Annotated in this window: 19 protein-coding genes; 11 read left to right on the top strand and 8 right to left on the bottom strand. The window is 64.2% G+C overall.

Annotated features, from left to right (window positions below):
• Window positions 1-78 precede the first annotated feature (78 nt).
• The 6 genes from SA496_RS24130 to hutG all read left to right on the top strand — a co-directional run bounded on the left by SA496_RS24130 (window position 79) and on the right by hutG (window position 6345).
• Window positions 79-1047, top strand: coding sequence for an ABC transporter substrate-binding protein (locus SA496_RS24130; RefSeq protein ID WP_120654128.1), 969 nt, complete (start codon window positions 79-81; stop codon window positions 1045-1047).
• A gap of 74 nt (window positions 1048-1121) precedes the next feature.
• Window positions 1122-1973 carry an ABC transporter permease gene (locus SA496_RS24125; protein ID WP_028629837.1) on the top strand — a complete coding sequence of 284 codons (852 nt, stop codon included), beginning with the start codon at window positions 1122-1124 and terminating at the stop codon, window positions 1971-1973.
• Complete coding sequence (locus SA496_RS24120; protein ID WP_153918190.1) at window positions 1970-2800, top strand: quaternary amine ABC transporter ATP-binding protein; 831 nt, start codon at window positions 1970-1972, stop codon at window positions 2798-2800. Before SA496_RS24125 ends, SA496_RS24120 begins: the two co-directional genes overlap by 4 nt.
• An 11-nt stretch (window positions 2801-2811) precedes the next feature.
• Entirely contained in the window at window positions 2812-4344 is a 1533-nt protein-coding gene (locus SA496_RS24115; RefSeq protein ID WP_120654130.1) for an HAL/PAL/TAL family ammonia-lyase, read from the top strand.
• Window positions 4341-5549, top strand: a complete 1209-nt coding sequence (hutI, locus tag SA496_RS24110; RefSeq protein WP_330114589.1) for an imidazolonepropionase — start codon at window positions 4341-4343, stop codon at window positions 5547-5549. Before SA496_RS24115 ends, hutI begins: the two co-directional genes overlap by 4 nt.
• Entirely contained in the window at window positions 5542-6345 is an 804-nt protein-coding gene (hutG, locus tag SA496_RS24105; protein ID WP_330114588.1) for an N-formylglutamate deformylase, read from the top strand. Before hutI ends, hutG begins: the two co-directional genes overlap by 8 nt.
• Before the next feature lie 30 nt (window positions 6346-6375).
• Here hutG and SA496_RS24100 read toward each other — a convergent pair whose 3' ends face one another.
• From SA496_RS24100 to SA496_RS24085, 4 genes are all read right to left on the bottom strand, one after another.
• Window positions 6376-7335, bottom strand: coding sequence for an alpha/beta fold hydrolase (locus SA496_RS24100; protein WP_153918188.1), 960 nt, complete (start codon window positions 7333-7335; stop codon window positions 6376-6378).
• A gap of 15 nt (window positions 7336-7350) precedes the next feature.
• Window positions 7351-8763 (bottom strand): NAD(P)-binding protein, encoded by a 1413-nt coding sequence (locus tag SA496_RS24095; protein ID WP_153918186.1) that lies wholly within the window; start codon window positions 8761-8763, stop codon window positions 7351-7353.
• Window positions 8764-8910: 147 nt separating this feature from the next.
• Window positions 8911-9384, bottom strand: a complete 474-nt coding sequence (locus SA496_RS24090; protein ID WP_153918183.1) for an NUDIX domain-containing protein — start codon at window positions 9382-9384, stop codon at window positions 8911-8913.
• Window positions 9381-9812, bottom strand: coding sequence for a hypothetical protein (locus SA496_RS24085; protein ID WP_120654136.1), 432 nt, complete (start codon window positions 9810-9812; stop codon window positions 9381-9383). Before SA496_RS24085 ends, SA496_RS24090 begins: the two co-directional genes overlap by 4 nt.
• A gap of 93 nt (window positions 9813-9905) precedes the next feature.
• On the opposite strand from SA496_RS24085, the gene pip reads away from it, so the two are divergent.
• The 5 genes from pip to SA496_RS24060 all read left to right on the top strand — a co-directional run bounded on the left by pip (window position 9906) and on the right by SA496_RS24060 (window position 14155).
• A complete protein-coding gene (pip, locus tag SA496_RS24080) occupies window positions 9906-10880 on the top strand; it encodes a prolyl aminopeptidase (protein ID WP_120654137.1) in 975 nt (324 codons plus the stop codon).
• The gene (dtd, locus tag SA496_RS24075) at window positions 10880-11317 is read left to right on the top strand and encodes a D-aminoacyl-tRNA deacylase (RefSeq protein ID WP_120654138.1); all 438 of its coding nucleotides are present in this window, start codon (window positions 10880-10882) and stop codon (window positions 11315-11317) included. Before pip ends, dtd begins: the two co-directional genes overlap by 1 nt.
• A 264-nt stretch (window positions 11318-11581) precedes the next feature.
• Complete coding sequence (locus tag SA496_RS24070) at window positions 11582-12373, top strand: transporter substrate-binding domain-containing protein (protein ID WP_120654139.1); 792 nt, start codon at window positions 11582-11584, stop codon at window positions 12371-12373.
• Window positions 12374-12465: 92 nt separating this feature from the next.
• Window positions 12466-13428: an amino acid ABC transporter permease gene (locus tag SA496_RS24065; RefSeq protein WP_153918179.1), complete on the top strand. Its 963-nt coding sequence runs from the start codon at window positions 12466-12468 to the stop codon at window positions 13426-13428.
• Window positions 13421-14155 carry an amino acid ABC transporter ATP-binding protein gene (locus SA496_RS24060; RefSeq protein WP_028629825.1) on the top strand — a complete coding sequence of 245 codons (735 nt, stop codon included), beginning with the start codon at window positions 13421-13423 and terminating at the stop codon, window positions 14153-14155. Before SA496_RS24065 ends, SA496_RS24060 begins: the two co-directional genes overlap by 8 nt.
• 123 nt (window positions 14156-14278) lie before the next feature.
• Here SA496_RS24060 and SA496_RS24055 read toward each other — a convergent pair whose 3' ends face one another.
• The 4 genes from SA496_RS24055 to tatB are packed head-to-tail and all read right to left on the bottom strand — an operon-like array spanning window position 14279 to window position 16753.
• Window positions 14279-14701: a UPF0158 family protein gene (locus SA496_RS24055; RefSeq protein ID WP_120654141.1), complete on the bottom strand. Its 423-nt coding sequence runs from the start codon at window positions 14699-14701 to the stop codon at window positions 14279-14281.
• Between the two features lie 53 nt (window positions 14702-14754).
• The gene (locus tag SA496_RS24050) at window positions 14755-15462 is read right to left on the bottom strand and encodes a 16S rRNA (uracil(1498)-N(3))-methyltransferase (RefSeq protein ID WP_120654142.1); all 708 of its coding nucleotides are present in this window, start codon (window positions 15460-15462) and stop codon (window positions 14755-14757) included.
• Window positions 15459-16253, bottom strand: coding sequence for a twin-arginine translocase subunit TatC (gene tatC / locus SA496_RS24045; protein WP_077524723.1), 795 nt, complete (start codon window positions 16251-16253; stop codon window positions 15459-15461). The genes SA496_RS24050 and tatC overlap by 4 nt, the downstream gene beginning before the upstream one ends.
• Complete coding sequence (tatB, locus tag SA496_RS24040; RefSeq protein WP_120654143.1) at window positions 16250-16753, bottom strand: Sec-independent protein translocase protein TatB; 504 nt, start codon at window positions 16751-16753, stop codon at window positions 16250-16252. Before tatB ends, tatC begins: the two co-directional genes overlap by 4 nt.
• Window positions 16754-16759: the final 6 nt, after the last annotated feature.

The following is a 16759-nucleotide window of genomic DNA, read 5'->3' as shown; positions in this document are numbered from 1 at the left end:
CACCGGGAGCCGGCACAACCGGCTTCTGTCGATGAACGAACTGCCTTAACCCTTACCAAGTTTCAGGAGCGTCGGAACATGCAATTCAAGAAGCGAGTGTTGGGCCTGATGTGTGCAGCGGGTCTGCTGGCCGGGACGGCTTCCGCCCAGGCGGCGGGCTGGTGTGAATCCGGCAAACCGGTGAAGTTCGCCGGGCTCAACTGGGAAAGCGGCATGTTGCTCACCGACGTGCTGCAACTGGTGCTGAAGAACGGGTATGGCTGCGAGACCGACAGCCTGCCGGGCAACTCCATCACCATGGAGCAGGCCCTGGGCAACAACGACATCCAGATCTTCGCCGAGGAGTGGATCGGCCGGAGCGACGCCTGGAACAAGGCCGCCTCCGCCGGCAAGGTGGTGGGCGTGGGCGCACCGATCGTCGGCGCCACCGAGGGCTGGTACGTGCCGCGCTACGTGATCGAGGGCGATGCCAAGCGGGGCATCGAGGCCAAGGCGCCGAAGCTCAAGGCCATCGCCGACCTGGGCCAGTACGCCGAACTCTTCCGCGACCCGGAAGAACCGGGCAAGGGCCGTTTCTACAACTGCCCGGCTGGCTGGACCTGCGAGCTGGACAACAGCGAAATGCTGAAGAGCTATGGCCTGGAAGAGAAGTTCACCAACTTCCGCCCCGGCACCGGCCCGGCCCTGGATGCGGCCGTGTTGTCGAGCTATCGCCGTGGCGAGCCTATCCTTTTCTATTACTGGTCGCCGACGCCGCTGATGGGCCAGGCGGACCTGGTCAAGCTGGAGGAGAAGCCCGGCGTGGACAAGAGCGTGACCATCCAGGTCGGCCTGTCCAAGACCTTCCATGACGAGGCTCCGGAACTGGTGGCCGTCCTGGAGAAGGTCAATCTGCCGATCGACCTGCTGAACCAGAACCTGGCGAAGATGGCCAAGGAAAAGATGGATTCCGCCGACCTGGCCAAGGTCTTCCTCAAGGAGCACCCGGAGGTGTGGCACGCCTGGGTGAGCGAGGATGCGGCGAAGAAAATCGAAGCCGCTCTCTGAGGCTGGGGCAGTCCCTAAATCACGGCCCGCTCCTTGGACGGAGGAGCGGGTTCACCACCTGACCGGAGCGAGCTATGTTCCCCGAACGCTTCACCTTTTCCATCGCTGACTGGGTCAATGGCTGGGTAGACAGCCTGGTGACCAACTACGGCGATGTCTTCCGCCACATCTCCGACACCCTGCTCTGGGCCATCGTCTATCTGGAAGGCACTCTGCGCGCCACGCCCTGGTGGCTGGTATTGGCGATAGTCGCCGGCATCACCTGGCATGCCACCCGACGCATCCTGCCGACGGTGGTGATCACCGGCCTGCTGTTCCTCGTTGGTGCGGTGGGGCTCTGGGACAAGCTGATGCAGACCGTGGCGCTGATGCTGGTGGCCACCTTCATCTCGGTGTTGATCGGCATCCCCCTGGGCATCCTTGCGGCCCGCAGCGACCGCCTGCGCGCCGTGCTGATGCCGCTGCTGGACATCATGCAGACCATGCCCAGCTTCGTGTACCTGATCCCGGTGCTGATGCTCTTCGGCCTGGGCAAGGTGCCAGCCATTTTCGCCACCGTTATCTACGCCGCGCCGCCGCTGATCCGCCTGACCGACCTCGGCATCCGCCAGGTTGACGGAGAAGTGATGGAAGCCATCAACGCCTTTGGCGCCAACCGCTGGCAGCAACTGTTCGGCGTGCAGCTGCCGCTGGCCATGCCGAGCATCATGGCCGGTATCAACCAGACCACCATGATGGCCCTGTCGATGGTGGTGATCGCCTCGATGATCGGCGCCCGTGGCCTCGGTGAAGACGTCCTGGTGGGCATCCAGACCCTCAACGTCGGCAAGGGCCTAGAGGCCGGCCTGGCCATCGTCATCCTGGCTGTGGTCTTCGACCGCATCACCCAGGCTTACGGCCGTTCGCGGCACGCAGTCAGCAAATGAGTGGCGAGAACATGAGCAAGATTGTCGTCAAGAACGTATTCAAGATCTTCGGCCAGCGCGCCGAGGAGGCCCTGGCACTGATCCAGCAAGGCAAGAGCAAAGCCGATGTGCTGCAAAACACGGGTTGCGTGGTCGGGGTAAACGACTTGTCGCTGTCCATCGGCGCGGGCGAGATCTTCGTGATCATGGGCCTGTCCGGTTCCGGCAAGTCCACCCTGGTGCGCCACTTCAACCGCCTGATCGACCCCACCAGCGGGCAGATCCTGGTCGATGGCGAGGACATCCTGCGCTACGACATGGAGCAGTTGCGCGAATTCCGCCGCAAGAAGATCAGCATGGTGTTCCAGAGCTTCGGTCTGCTGCCGCACAAGTCGGTGATCGATAACGTGGCCTACGGTCTCAAAGTCCGTGGCGAGACCAAGGAATACTGCCTGGAGCGCGCCCAGCACTGGATCACCACGGTGGGCCTGAAGGGCTACGAGAAGTCCTACCCGCACCAACTTTCCGGTGGCATGCGCCAACGCGTCGGCCTGGCCCGCGCATTGGCCTCGGACACCGACATCATCCTCATGGACGAAGCCTTCAGCGCGCTCGACCCGCTGATCCGCGCCGACATGCAGGAACAACTGCTGGAACTGCAGAAGACCCTGCAGAAGACCATCGTCTTCATCACCCATGACCTGGACGAAGCCGTGCGCATCGGCAATCGCATCGCCATCCTCAAGGACGGCCAACTGATCCAGGTCGGTACGCCGCGTGAAATCCTCCATCAGCCCGCGGACGATTACGTCGATCGCTTCGTCCAGCGCCGCGTGGCCAATTTGTAAGGAACATCCGAATGTCGTTACCCGAGAAAGTCCTGCTGGGCGATTCACCGCTGAACTGGCGCCAGGTGGTGGCCGTGGCCCGTCACGGCGCCCGCCTGGAGCTGACCCCGGCAGCCTGGGCGCGCATCGAGAATGCCCGTGGCATCGTCGAACGTATCGTCGAACGGGGCGAACGCGCCTACGGGATCAGTACCGGCCTCGGCGCCCTGAGCGACATTGTGCTGAACGCCGAACAATTCGCCGCGCTGTCGCGAAACACGCTGCTCAGCCACGCCTGCGGCGTTGGTCCCGTACTGGCCGATGAGCAGACTCGCGCCATCATCTGCTGCGCCATCGCCAACTACAGCCACGGCCGTTCGGGCCTGCAAAGGGCTGTGGTGGAAGCGCTACTGGCGCTGCTGGAGCGCGGCATTACCCCACGGGTGCCGTCCCAGGGCTCGGTGGGTTACCTGACCCACATGGCCCATGTCGGCATCGCCTTGCTCGGCGTTGGCGAGGTGAGCTATCGCGGCCAGGTGGTGCCTGCCGTCGAGGCTCTGGCCGCCGAAGGGCTGGAGCCCGTGCGCCTGGGCGCCAAGGACGGCCTGTGCCTGGTCAATGGTTTGCCCTGCATGACCGGCCTGACCTGCCTCGCCCTGGACGACGCCGAACGCCTGATGCGCTGGGCTGATGTGATTGGTGCCATGAGTTTCGAAGCCCTGCGCGGGCAGATCGCCGCCTTCGACCCGGACATCATCGCCCTCAAGCCGCACCCGGGCATGCAGACGGTAGGCGCCAACCTGCTGGCCCTGCTCGCTGGCAGCGAGGTGGTTGCCGCCAGCCGCGGCATTCGCACCCAGGATGCCCTGAGCATTCGCTCTATCCCGCAGGTCCACGGCGCCTGCCGCGACCAGTTCGCTCATGCTGCCCGCCAGGTGGATACCGAACTGGCCGCCGCCAATGACAACCCGCTGCTGCTGGGGACGCCGGATGCCTACAAGATCGTCTCCCAGGCCAACCCCCATGGCGAGTCGGTGGCCATGGCGGCCGACCTTCTGGCCATTGCCGTGGCTGAACTGGGTGGCATTGCCGAGCGCCGCCTGGATCGCCTGGTCAATCCGCTGGTCAGCGGACTGCCGGCGTTCCTGGTGAGCCAGCCCGGGGTCAACTCGGGAATGATGATCGCCCAGTACGTCGCTGCCGCCCTGGTCGGTGAGAACCGTCAGCTGGCGCAGCCGGCGGTTGTGGACAACTTCGTCACCTCCGGTCTGCAGGAAGACCACCTCAGCCTCGGTACCAGCGCCGCGCTCAAACTGGGCAAGGCACTGGAGAACTGCGGCCGCATCCTTGCCATCGAGTACCTGTTTGCCGCCCAGGCTTTCGAGTTCCACAAGCCCAGGGGCTTCGGTGCCGGCACAACCGCCGCGTGGGAAACCCTGCGCGAACGGGTGCCGGCTTATGACCAGGACCGTTGGCTGGCACCGGACATCGCCCGTGCCGCCGACCTGTTGCGCGACGGTGCCGCGCTGGAAGGGATAGCCGCTCGCACCGGAGGACTGCAATGAAACACCTCTGGGATAACTGCCACGTCGCCACGATGCGAGGCGGCAAGTACTCGATCATCGAAGACGCTGTACTGGTGACCTATGCCGGGCGCATCGAGTGGATCGGCCCGCGCGAGGCACTGCCGGCGATTCCCTATGACGTGGAAGTCGACCTTAACGGCGCTTGGGTCACCCCGGGGCTGATCGACTGCCACACCCATCTGGTATTCGGCGGCGATCGCAGCCGCGAGTTCGAGCAGCGTCTGGAAGGCGTCAGCTACGCCGAGATTGCCGCCCAGGGCGGCGGCATCGCCAGCACCGTGCGCGCCACCCGCGAGGCCAGTGAGGAGGAGTTGCTGGAAAGCGCTACCCGTCGCGCCCGAAAGCTGCTGCGCGACGGCGTCACCACCCTGGAAGTGAAGTCCGGCTACGGCCTGGACCTGGCCAGCGAGCGCAAGATGCTGCGGGTCGCCAGGCGCCTGGGCGAATCCCTGCCGATCACCGTGCGTGCCACTTGCCTGGCCGCCCACGCCCTGCCACCGGAATATGCGGGGCGTGCCGACGACTACATCGCGCACATCTGCAACGAGATGATGCCGGCGCTGGCCGATGAAGGGCTAGTGGATGCAGTGGACGCTTTCTGCGAGCACCTGGCGTTCTCCCCGGCCCAGGTGGAGCGCGTCTTCAAGGTGGCGCAGAAACTTGGCCTGCCGGTGAAACTGCATGCCGAGCAACTGTCCTCCCTCCACGGGTCCGCCCTCGCGGCGCGCTACCAGGCGCTGTCGGCGGATCACCTGGAATACATGACCGAGGATGACGCCATCGCCATGGCCAAGTCCGGCACCGTTGCCGTGCTGCTGCCGGGTGCCTTCTACCTGCTGCGGGAAACCCAGCTGCCGCCCATCGAGGCACTGCGTAAGCACGGTGTCGCCATGGCGGTGTCCACTGACCTCAACCCCGGCACGTCCCCGGCGCTGTCGCTGCGGATGATGCTGAACATGGCCTGCACTTCCTTCCGCCTGACCCCGGAGGAAGCGCTGGCCGGCGCCACGTTGCACGCCGCGAAGGCCCTGGGCCTGGCCGATAGCCATGGCAGCCTGGAAAGCGGCAAGGTGGCCGACTTCATCGCCTGGGATATCCAGCGCCCGGCGGAGCTCGCCTATTGGCTGGGCGGCGACCTGCCCAAGCGGGTGATTCGACACGGACAGGAGATCGACTGTGGATAACGTACTGAGCTTCAGCCGCGGCAACGCACCGCTGCTGATCAGCATGCCGCACCCCGGCACCCTTCTGACCCCGGCAGTGGAAGCCGGCATGGTGGAAGCTGGCTGGGACCTCACCGACACCGACTGGCATATCCCGCGCCTCTACGACTTCGCCACCGAACTGGGGGTGAGCACGCTTGCCGCGCAGTACTCGCGCTACGTCATCGACCTGAATCGCCCGGCCGACGACAAGCCGCTCTACGCCACCGCCACCACCGGTCTCTATCCGGCGACGCTGTTCGATGGCGAGCCCCTGTACCACGAGGGCGAAGAACCCACTGCGGCGGAGCGGGCGCGTTACCTGGCGGACATCTGGACCCCGTATCACCAGACCATCAACGAAGAACTGGCGCGGATGAAGGCGGAGTTCGGTTACGCGATGCTGTTCGACGCGCACTCCATCCGTTCCTTCGTGCCGCGACTGTTCGATGGCCGGCTGCCGGACTTCAATCTCGGCACCAACGCCGGGGCCAGTTGCGATCCGGGCCTGGCCGACTCGCTCGTCAGGGTATGCGCCGATGCCCAGGACTATAGCCACGTGCTGAATGGGCGTTTCAAGGGCGGCCACATCACCCGTCACTATGGCCAGCCGGACCAGCACATCCATGCTGTCCAACTGGAGCTCGCGCAGTGCACCTACATGGATGAGCAGGTGCCTTTCGACTACCGCGAGGACCTGGCCGTGCCGACCCAGGTGGTGTTGAAGCAATTGCTGGAGGCGATGTTGGCATGGGGACGCCAGCGTTACGGAGTCTGATCGTCGCTTGATAAGGCAAGCAGCCGGCGATCAGAGCCCGCGCAAGAAGTCCAACAGAAGCTCATTCACGTCCGCAGGGCGTTCCTGCTGCACCCAGTGCCCGGCGCCTTGCAGCAGGTGGCAGCCCCGCAACTCCGGTGCCGTGCGCGGGAGGGCCTCGATCAACTGGGGAATGCCCGGGAAATCCAGAACCGAGTCCCGAGCGCCTGCCATGAACAGGGCCGGCTGCCGGACACGGCAACCACGCCATGGCGACATGAGTTCGCAGGACGTCTTCAGGGTGCGGTACCAGTTCAGCCCACCGCGAAAGCCCGTGCGGGTGAACTCACTGGCGTAATAGGTTATGTCCTCTTCCGTGAGCCAGGGCGACAGCGTCGCCGGCTCCCGCATGTTGCCCAGGAAACCCCTCTCCAGTGCGATGCGACCGAACGCCGGTTCGCCCTGCCAATCGCCGGAGCCACAGTGCAGGATCTTGCGCATGGACGATTCGACGTCCCGCTCCAGCTCTGCCTCCGCCACGCCCGGCGCCTGGAAGTACTGGATGTAGAAGTCGTGGATTCCCCAGGTTTCCAGCGTGCTCAGGACGTCTGTCGGGTCGGGCGGCGAGTAGGGGACGCTTATCCCAACGACGGCCCGGAACAGGTCGGGCCGCAGTAGGGCGGCGGTCCAGGCCACGACGGCCCCCCAGTCGTGGCCGACGATGACTGCCTGCCGTTCCCCCAGGGCGCGGACCAGGCCGACCATGTCGCCTACCAGGTGCAAGCGGGTATAGGCCTCCACTGATGGCGGTGCGCTCGTGCCGCCGTATCCACGCATGTCCGGGGCCGCAACCCGGAATCCGGCGCCGGCCAGCGCCTGGAGCTGGTGTCGCCACGAGTACCAAAGCTCGGGGAAACCGTGGCAAAGGATTACCAGTGGTCCCTTCCCCTGCACCGCCACCCGCATTTGCAACCCGTCCATGACCAGGGTGTTCAGTTGCAGGTCGCTCATGTCCGTCTCCCTCTGTCAGTTCAGCGTGGCCATGAGCGTCGGCAGGTTCGCCGCTGCCTGCTGCCGCGCCACGGACAGTTCCTTGAGCAGCGCATGGCGCTCCGTGTCCTCCGGCTGCACGTCGCGTATCACGGTCGTCATCAGGAACAGGCGGGAACTGAACAGCCACCGGAACAAGGCCTCGTTCTCGCGCCATTTCAGGAAGTTGCCCAGGTAGCTGTCCCAGATCCTGACCCAGTCCTCCGGGGTGTGTGGAGCCGGAACCGGCCGGCAGTTCGCATTCTTCTCGGCGTTGTCCGCGACGTGGCACTCGACGTAGGCGATCAGGGCCGCGGAAAACACTGGCTGGTTGTTGCTCACAAGGGTGAGGTTGATGCGCTCATCTTCGAACACCTGCGGCACCCGCCAGCCGGCCAGGCCACGGGCGCTGCAGTCGACGATCAGCGCCCCGGCAGGAATCTCGACGCGCCCTCGTTCGAGCTGGATATTCCTTGGCTCGACCGCCAGCACATGGCCCAGCCGGACCTTGTTGTCGATGCTGCGCAGGGCACGGAGTTCGGCCTGGGTGACGGTGGCGCCGCGATAGGCTGTCGGCGTGATGGCGGGATCGATGCGCAGCAGCTGGCCTGATCGTTCGAGGCGCTCGAACAGGTCGGCCAGCGAGCCGGCTGTGGCGATGGCCGAGTACTGTGCAGTGACGCCACGGACGCACTGCTCGAAAAACTCGAGGCCGGGTTGCAGGGTGGCGCGGTCTACCAGCCACGGATCGTTAGGCATGACCCAGTGGATCGACGTTGATGGCACGCCGTTCTTCAGTAGCCACAGGCAGGTGTCGATGCCGGTCTTGCCGCAACCGACCACTACATAGGCCCGCCATGGCTGGCTGATTGACGGCAGCGAATTGGGCGCCAGGCAGGTGACCCCCTGGCCGACCCGGTACCTGGGAGGGTGGGTGGAGGGAACCTCGGTCTGGGCGTGGGTACCGTCCACCAGCTTTCGGCCTACCTGCACGCGCAGTTCCTGGCCACTGAGCCGGGACCGGCAACGATGGTCGGAACCACGGTCGCCGATGTAGTCGTGCATGGGGAGGTAGCGTACCCGTCCCGACGGGAGGAATCGCTGGTTCATGACCTGGTCGTAATAACTGAGGATCTCTGCGGCGGAGGCCAGTTCGTACAGGCCTTCACCCAGCGCGGACAGATCTTTCTTGCCACTGCCAAGCTCTCGTGAGTTGACGCCATAGCAGGCTGAAGGCTGGTGCAGCCGTACAAAGGGGTAAGCATCGTTCCAGTGGCCGCCGGGATGGCCGTGCTGGTCGACCATCAGCACGGTAGCATTCGACTCGCTGAGCAGGGTGTCGACGAAGGCCATTGCCGAAGCCCCCGCGCCGATGACCAGATAATCGGTGTCCAGAAGCTCGGCACTCATGGCGACTGTCTCCGCGCAGCAGGTATACCCAACTGTTCAAGGCTAGCCCCACGGGGCTGGGGCTCCAGAACAAGAGCTGATTGCCGAGATAGCCAAGGACTCTATGACCGGTTGGCGGACGCTCCCGCACAGGGCTGTCGCACGGTTTCAGCGTTGCAGGCCAAGATGGCGGATCACCACGTCCTCGTTCGCCACCCGCTCCCAGACATCGTCCAGTAACTCCGCCGGATAGAAGGGCAGGGTGGTCAGCTCTTCGCGACTGATCCAGCCCACTTCGCGAATCTCGAACTCGTCGCCACCCAGGCCATTCAGGTTGGCCAGGCTGAGTTCGCCGCGCCAGGCATCGATCCGGTAGAACAGTTCCATGTGGAAACGCCCCATGGCCGGCTCGGCGAACTCGCGGACGTAGACCAGTGGGCCGACGTTCACGTCTAGACCGGTTTCTTCCCTGAACTCACGGCGCACCGTGTCGCGGGTGGATTCGTCGCTGACCGATTCGAAGCCGCCGCCAGGTGGAATCCAGTAGGTATCGTCCCCCACCACGTGCTTGACCAGCAGGATGCGGCCCTCGTGCACCAGCAGGCCGGCAGCGCGTATGCGATGGGTGAGCGGCTTGCTCATTGCCAGTCCAGCCGGGCGAGCTTCCATTCACCGTCGTCCAGCCACCATTCCAGCTTCACCGCGTAATGGCGTGCGCTGTCGGGGATAAGCCCCTCAGCGCCGGTGAGGGCCACCTGGGCGTCCGTATAGCCTTTCTCGCGGTAGGTCGGGTCAAGGCTGTTCGCCTTGCTGAGGGCGAGAACGCTGACGTTCTTGTGGCGCATGAAAAGCAGGGTCATGGTGCGCCTGGCCCAGTCCCGGTCGTTCTGTTGCTGGGCAATGAACTGCGGGTGCAACTGCTCCAGCACCGCGGTGGTTTTTTTCGCTTCGAGGTTCTCCTGCAGCCGTTGCACTGCCGCATCCAGCTCCGCTGCCGGGTCGTTCCGGCCACAACCGGCTAGGATTGCCAGAACGTATAGCATCGGCAGAGCGAACTTCCTGAGTAACATGCTGAACTCCTTTTTCCTCGTTATGATGCCCGGCAGATTAGAAGGCCGGACTCGCCCAGGAGTCGACCTTTCGCACAGATTCGGGAGCCCAGAATGCAGACTTTGTATCCGGAGATAAAACCCTACGCCCGGCATGAGCTGGCGGTGGATGCACCGCACGTACTCTACGTGGACGAGAGTGGCACGCCGGAAGGCCTGCCGGTGGTGTTCATCCACGGTGGCCCGGGAGCCGGCTGCGATGCCTTGAGCAGACGCTTCTTCGACCCGAACCTGTACCGCATCGTCACCTTCGACCAGCGCGGTTGTGGCCGTTCGACGCCGCACGCGACCCTGGAATCGAACACCACCTGGGACCTGGTCGCGGACCTCGAGCGCATTCGCCAGCACCTCGGGATCGACAAGTGGGTACTGTTCGGCGGCTCCTGGGGTTCCACCCTGTCCCTGGCGTACGCCCAGGCGCATCCGGAGCGCGTGCTCGGGCTGATCCTGCGCGGCATCTTCCTGTGCCGTCCGCAGGACTTCCACTGGTTCTACCAGGAAGGCTGCAGCCGGATGTTCCCGGACTACTGGGAGGATTACCTGGCGCCGATTCCGGCCGAGGAACACGGTGACCTGATGCAGGCGTTCTACAAGCGCCTGACCGGTCCCGACCAGATCGCCCAGATGCACGCCGCCAAGGCCTGGTCCACCTGGGAGGGCCGCACCGCGACCCTGCGCCCCAGCGCGCCGGTGGTGGAGCGCTTCAGCGAGCCGATGCGTGCCCTGTCCATCGCCCGCATCGAATGCCACTACTTCGTCAACAACGCCTTCCTCGAACCCAACCAGCTGCTTCGCGACATGCCGCGTATCGCGCATTTGCCGGGCGTGATCGTGCACGGCCGCTATGACGTCATCTGCCCCCTGGACAACGCCTGGGCGCTGCACAAAGCCTGGCCCAACAGTGAGTTGCAGATCGTCCGCGACGCCGGCCACGCCGCGTCCGAGGCTGGCATCACCGATGCCCTGGTGCGCGCTGCCAACCAGATGGCGCGCCGCCTGCTGGAACTGCCGCCCGAGGAAGACGCCTGATGAAGGCACTGCTGCAACGGGTCAGTGCCGCCCGCGTCGAAGTTGAAGGGGAGGTAGTCGGGGCCATCGACCAGGGCCTGCTGGTGCTGGTCGGCGTTGAGCCGCAGGACACCGAGACCAGCGCCGACAAACTACTGCACAAGCTGGTCAACTACCGCGTATTCGCCGATGCCGAGGGCAAGATGAACCTGTCCCTCGGGGCGGTCGGCGGCGGCCTGCTACTGGTTTCCCAGTTCACCCTGGCTGCCGATACGAAGAGCGGCCTGCGTCCCAGCTTTTCCACCGCCGCGTCGCCAGCGCGCGGCGAAGAGCTGTTCGACTACCTGGTGCACCAGGCTCGCCTCAAGCATCCACAGGTCGCCACTGGCCGCTTCGGCGCCAACATGCAGGTGCATCTGGTCAACGACGGGCCGGTCACTTTCCTGCTCGAAAGCTGAGCTGGCCCGATATCTGCTTCCTGCGACTCGCCATCCACGAAGATGCGGTTTAGCATGCGCGCCATGCCCCGTCGTTCGCGGGCTGGACAACAACAACGAGCTGCCCCATTAGCAGGCTGCTGAAAAACTACCTGCGTTGCCGATGCGTCGTTAAAGACAAACTCAAAATGCTCATTTACAGCACGTAAATTCCGCTTTTTCGTCTGTTTTTGCCTAGCCTCGACTGCCTCGTTAACGTTTTTCAACAAGCCGTTAGGAGAAAGAATGAAAAAGTTTCTCGCGTCACTGCTGTTCGCCGCCAGCGCGCTGACTGGCCTGGCCCACGCTGGCATGGTCGATGATGCAGTCAAGCGCGGCACCCTGCGTGTCGGCATGGACCCGACCTACATGCCCTTCGAAATGACCAACAAGCGCGGTGAAATCATCGGCTTCGAAGTCGACCTGCTCAAAGCCATGTCCAAGGCCATGGGCGTGAAGCTGGAACTGGTGTCCACCAGCTACGACGGCATCATCCCGGCCCTGCTGACCGACAAGTTCGACATGATCGGTTCCGGCATGACCCTGACCCAGGAGCGCAACCTGCGCATCAACTTCTCCGAGCCCTTCATCGTGGTTGGCCAGACCCTGCTGATCCGCAAGGAACTGCAAGGTGACATCAAGTCCTACAAGGACCTGAACGATGCCAAGTACCGCATCACCTCCAAGATCGGCACCACCGGCGAGATGGTCGCCAAGAAGCTGATCTCCAAGGCCCAGTACCACGGCTTCGACAACGAGCAGGAAGCGGTGATGGACGTGGTCAACGGCAAGGCCGACGCCTTCATCTACGACGCCCCGTACAACGTCGTTGCGGTGAACAAGGCCGGCGCCGGCAAGCTGGTGTTCCTGGAAGAGCCCTTCACCTTCGAACCCCTGGCCTTCGGCCTGAAGAAGGGCGACTACGACAGCCTGAACTGGATCAATAACTGGATGCACCAGATCCGCAACGACGGTACCTACGAGCGCATCCATGCCAAGTGGTTCAAGAAGACCGATTGGCTGAAAGAGATGGAATAAGCCCTGCGACGGCACTGCCCGCGCTGGCTCGACAGGCCCGGCCCACAAGGCCGGGCCTGCCTTTTGTTCCCCCGCCATGAGCGAGATTACCCTTGACTAGAAAACATCGCCGCAACTGGCCTTGGCACATCCTGACCGGACTGATCCTGGTCGTGATCGGATGGGGCCTCTGGTACTCCACTTCCCTGATTTCCTACGAATGGCGCTGGAATCGTGTGCCCCAGTACTTCGCCTACCAGGCGGAGGAAAGCCATCGCGCTGCCGATTACAGCACCGTCAGTGCCATTGCCGACGCCGGCGACAACGCCCGCGTGACCCTGACCGCCGAGGGCGGCGAGGAGCAGGTGCTGGAAGTGGCTCGCGACAGTCTGCAGGTGAGCCAGGGCGACGATGTTTCCGAGGGCGACCAGATTGGTGTTACCCGCCACTGGGCTGCTGGCCCACTGCTCTGGGGCCTCTGGACCACCCTGTGGATATCTGTCGTGTCCGGCGCCTTCGGCCTGGTGCTCGGCCTGTTCACCGGCCTTTGCCGCCTGTCCAGCAATCCCACTCTGCGCGACCTTTCAACCGTGTACGTCGAACTGGTACGTGGTACGCCGCTGCTGGTGCAGATATTCATCTTCTACTTCTTCATCGGCACCGTGCTGAACCTCTCCCGCGAATTCGCCGGAGTGGCGGCGCTAGCCCTGTTCACCGGTGCCTACGTGGGCGAGATCGTCCGCGCTGGCGTGCAGTCCATCGCCCGTGGCCAGAACGAGGCAGCGCGCTCCCTGGGCCTGACCGCCGGCCAGTCGATGCGTCACGTGATCCTGCCGCAAGCGTTCAAGCGCGTGCTGCCGCCCCTGGCTGGCCAGTTCATCAGCCTGGTCAAGGACACCTCGCTGGTGTCGGTAATCGCCATCACTGAACTGACCAAGAGCGGCCGCGAGGCGATCACGACCTCCTTCTCAACTTTCGAGATCTGGTTCTGCGTTGCCGCGCTCTACCTCGTCATCAACCTGCCGCTGTCGCAAATCGCCAGCCGTCTGGAGCGGAGGCTCGGGAAAAGTGATTGAAGTCAGAAATTTGGTGAAAGTCTTCGATGCCCGTGGCCATGAAGTGCGGGCTGTGGATAACGTCACCACGCAGGTGAAGCGTGGCGAAGTGGTGGTTGTGATCGGTCCCTCGGGCTCCGGCAAGTCCACCTTCCTGCGCTGCCTGAACGGTTTGGAAGAGCTGGATTCCGGTTCGGTGAGCATCGACGGTGTCGATCTCGCCAACCCGAAAACCGACGTGAACGCCTACCGCCGCGAAGTGGGCATGGTGTTCCAGCACTTCAACCTGTTCCCGCACATGACCGTACTGGAGAACCTCTGCCTGGCCCAGAAGGTCGTGCGCAAGCGCGGCAAGGCTGAGCGCGAGGCCAAGGCCCAAGCGCTGCTGGCCAAGGTCGGCATTGGGCAGAAGGCCAACGAGTACCCCTCGCGCCTGTCCGGTGGTCAGCAGCAGCGTGTCGCCATTGCCCGCGCCCTGTGCATGGAGCCCAAGGTGATGCTGTTCGACGAGCCCACCTCGGCGCTCGATCCGGAAATGGTCGGCGAAGTGCTGGACGTGATGAAGCAGCTCGCCCAGGAAGGCATGACCATGGTCTGCGTGACCCACGAGATGGGTTTTGCCCGCGAAGTGGCAGACCGGGTGCTGTTCTTCGACCACGGCAAGCTGCTGGAAGACGCGCCCCCCGCGCAATTCTTCGAGAAGCCGCAGGACCCGCGCGCGCAGAGCTTCCTGCGCCAGGTGCTCTGATCGATCCCAGTGGTGTCGGCTTTTTGTGGGGGCGAATTCATTCGCCAAGGGCAGCAACGCTGCCCCCTCCAACCTGCCAAGCGATTGAAATCGCCCCCCAGAAGGGCGTTGATACCGGGTATCTCAGTGCAGCGGCGTTGCCGGTTGCAGCTCATTCTCCGCCAGCCAGTCCTGGGCCAGCTCGCGTAGCCGCGCGGCCTCGAACTGGTGCCAGGCCTCCAGCAGCACTGGGTATTCCATCAGCACGTGGCGAAACGTGCGCGCCGGCTTGCGGCTCGCCAGGGCCTGTTCCAGGGCGGAATAGGCATGGGGATGGACCACTTCGTGGAGAAATTCCTGCATCAGCCGTAGCTCGTCGGCTTGGCCAAGGGGTTCCACCAGCAGAAAACGCTCGGGCTCCTCGCGCAGCAGGGCTTCCAGTTCGGGATCGGCGTCTTCTTCAGGGATCAGCAGCACCTTGCCGCTGAGAAGGTCGAGGTAGTGGTCGAGCCCCATGGTGTTGAGGGCGAAGGCAAGTTGGTCGAGGTCGATGGTCAGCGGGCGCATGGCTCAATCTCGATAGCGGAAAGGATGTTGTCAGCCTACGCCAGCGTCGCTTATCAGAACAGCCGCGCGAGCAGGGCGGTTACCGCTGTCTCCACACGCAGGATGCGTTCTCCGAGCTGCACCGGCTGTAGGCCGGCCTCGTGCAGTTTCTCGACCTCGTAAGGAATCCAGCCACCCTCGGGGCCAATGGCAAGGGTGATGGGTTCCTCTACCGCGCGGGGGCAGGGCGGGTGGTCGCCGGGGTGGCCCACCAGTCCCAGGGTGCCTGCGGCGAGTTGCGGCAGGCGGTCTTCGACGAAGGGCTTGAAGCGCTTCTCGATGATCACCTCGGGCAGCACGGTGTCCCTCGCTTGTTCAAGGCCCAGGATCAGCTGCTCACGGATGGCTGCAGGTTCCAGGAAGGGCGTTTGCCAGAAGCTTTTTTCCACGCGGTAGCTGTTCAGCAGGACCAGGCGCGGAACGCCCATGGCTGCGACGGTCTGGAGTACACGGCGGAGCATCTTCGGCCGGGGGAGGGCCAGCAGCAGGGTGATGGGGAGCTTGGCTGGCGGCGGCTGGTCGAAACTGACTTCCAGCTCCGCGTAGCTGGCTTCGAGGCTCAGCAGGCGGCCCTGGCCCATCTGGCCGCCGAGGCGGCCCACCCGCAGGCTGTCGCCTGCCTCAGCACGGTGGACCTCATGCAGGTGCTTGAGGCGACGGCCTTCCAGCCGTGCCCGGTCCGCCGCGATGAAGTCGGCGTCTTCGAGAAGAAGCAGGTTCACGGGCGAGTGGCGGGCGGCTGGTCGCCAGGTTCTTCCGCGTCGTCTTCCGGATGATCGCCACGTTTGCGGATCAGGCCACCGAAGAACACGCCGACCTCGAACAGCAGCCACATGGGCACGGCCAGCAAGGTCTGGGAGAAGATGTCCGGCGGGGTCAGGACCATGCCCACCACGAAGCAACCGATGATCACGTAGGGGCGGATGCGCTTGAGGTAGCTCACATCCACCACACCGATCCAGATCAGCAGGATGACGGCCACGGGAATCTCGAAGGCCACGCCGAAGGCGAAGAACAGCGTCATCACGAAGTCGAGATAGCTGCTGATGTCGGTCATCATTGACACGCCTTCGGGCGTCACGCTGGCGAAGAAGTGGAAGATCAGCGGGAACACCAGGAAGTAGGCGAAGGCCATGCCGCCGTAGAACAGCACGATGCTCGAGACCAGCAGGGGCAGGGCGACGCGCTTCTCGTGCTTGTACAGGCCGGGCGCGATGAAGCCCCAGACCTGGTGCAGGATTACCGGCATGGCGAGGAACAGCGCCACCACCATGGTCAGCTTGAAGGGCGTGAGGAAGGGCGATGCCACGTCGGTGGCGATCATGGTTGCGCCTTCCGGCAGGTACTGGCGCAGCGGCGCCGATACCAGGGTGTAGATCTTCTGGGCGAAGTAGAACAGGCCGGCGAAGATCAGGAAGATCGCCGCCACGCAGCGCAGGAGGCGCGTACGCAGTTCAGTGAGGTGCGAGACCAGGGGCATTTCCTGGTCTTGTTCCGGCTTCTGGTCGCTCATGGGATGCGGGACGGCTGCTGCGGTTCAATGGGTGCCTGGGGCGATGGCTGAGACGGCGACGCGGCGTTGGAGGCCTGGACGGGCGCTGCCGGGTCGGTCTGGCTGGGGGCTGCCGTGCCTGGAGTTGCCGGGGCCTTGGCGGTTGCCGGTGCCGGCGCTGCCTGCACGGTTTGCGCAGCCGGGGCGCCGGGCGCCGGACTTGCCGGTGCGGAGTCGCCTTCAGGCTCTGCCTCGGAAAGCAGGGATTCGACCGTGGGAGGCACGATGCTTTCCTTGATCTGCTTTTCGAGCGCCATGATGTGTTCGTTATGCAGCTGGCGGCGGATCTCGTCGGCGCCGATTTCGCGCTCGACCTCGGTCTTGATCGCGTTGAAGCTGCGCTTGAGGCGCCCGATCCAGAGACCGGCCGTGCGCGCCGCGCCGGGCAGCCGTTCGGGCCCGAGCACCAGGAGTGCGATCAGGCCGATCAGCAGCAGTTCACCGAAGCTGATACCGAACATGGGTCA

The sequence above is a fragment of the Pseudomonas sp. JS3066 genome (assembly GCF_036328175.1).
Classification (GTDB): Bacteria; Pseudomonadota; Gammaproteobacteria; order Pseudomonadales; family Pseudomonadaceae; genus Metapseudomonas.
This window is presented reverse-complemented; position numbering and strand designations above follow the sequence as displayed.